The 1,072-nt window shown below is 41.0% G+C and carries 2 protein-coding genes; both read left to right on the top strand.

The features are described 5' to 3' along the window. Positions 1 to 101 precede the first annotated feature (101 nt). Entirely contained in the window at positions 102 to 722 is a 621-nt protein-coding gene (locus tag AB0G52_RS41355) for an alpha-amylase family glycosyl hydrolase (RefSeq protein WP_361344509.1), read from the top strand. A gap of 110 nt (positions 723 to 832) precedes the next feature. Further along, on the top strand, positions 833 to 1,072 hold a 240-nt coding region (locus AB0G52_RS41350), incomplete at its 3' end, for a hypothetical protein (RefSeq protein ID WP_361344506.1).

The raw sequence follows: 1,072 nt of genomic DNA, 5'->3' as shown, positions 1-1,072 counted from the left end.
CACGGACGGGACCGTCCTGCGCGACTGGCAGCCCCGCCCGGACGACCTGGCCAACCCCGAGATCGACCGCGGGCAACTTCGTGACCTGCTGTCTTGCTGCCATGTATTTCCTTATGAAGGGAACGCCATTTATCTATCAAGGCCAGGAAATCGGTATGACGAATGTTCAATTCCCATCCATTGATGATTATGATGATGTTGGCATGATTAACTTCTATAAAGTTGAATCAGAGAAGGGTGTGCCACATGAGGACATCATGAAGGTTGTCTGGAAGCAGGGCCGTGACAATGCAAGAACACCGATGCAATGGAATAAAGAAAATATGGCGGGCTTTACAACATCGAATCATACTTGGATTGGTGTGAACCCTAATTATCTGGAGATAAATGTTGAGGATCAAAAGCAGGATTCTGATTCTATCCTTTCCTTTTATAAAGAGCTTATACGTTTGAGAAAAGGCAGTCCATTGTTTACTTATGGAAGCTATCAGCTTTTATTGGCAAACCATCCAAGATTGTTTGTCTATACAAGAACCTTAGGAAAAAGACAGGCAATTATCATTAACAATTTCAGTGATAAGCCGACGATATTTAAGGTTCCTTCCGAACTTACCTACAAATATTCAGAGCTTGCCCTTCATAATTATGACGTTAGGGATAAGAAGCTACGCAAGCAAACGGCTCTTAAGCCATACGAAACAAGAGTATATTTCATCAGTTAGTTTCTAAGAAGGCTTAGCCAATATGGTTAAGCTTTTTTTGCTTATCAATTTATTGGAATAAGTGTATAGTTGGTGTAAGAAAAAGCAAGACACAAAAAGGAGCTCTATCTATGAAGGGAAAAGATTATGATAAAATCCTGCGCATAAAGACAGAAGGAGAACAGGCTGGCTTTAATAGCTCACTTCATTATCATCGCTATGAACCGACTCCATATGAATATTTAAAAGTCTTTTTTGAGGAGTATCAGCTACAACGGGACGACCGGCTCGTTGATTTTGGCTGTGGAAAAGGCAGAATGCAATTTTTGCTTCACCATTTATTCCAGCTCACAAGTGTTGGTATTGAAATG

The organism is Streptomyces sp. NPDC021562 (assembly GCF_040640875.1).
Lineage (GTDB): Bacteria > Actinomycetota > Actinomycetes > Streptomycetales > Streptomycetaceae > Streptomyces.
This window is presented reverse-complemented; position numbering and strand designations above follow the sequence as displayed.

What these genes read in the sequence shown, in the direction of transcription:
- AB0G52_RS41355 (WP_361344509.1), top strand. Translation starts at nt 102, where the DNA reads ATGTATTTCCTTATGAAGGGAACGCCATTTATCTATCAAGGCCAGGAA.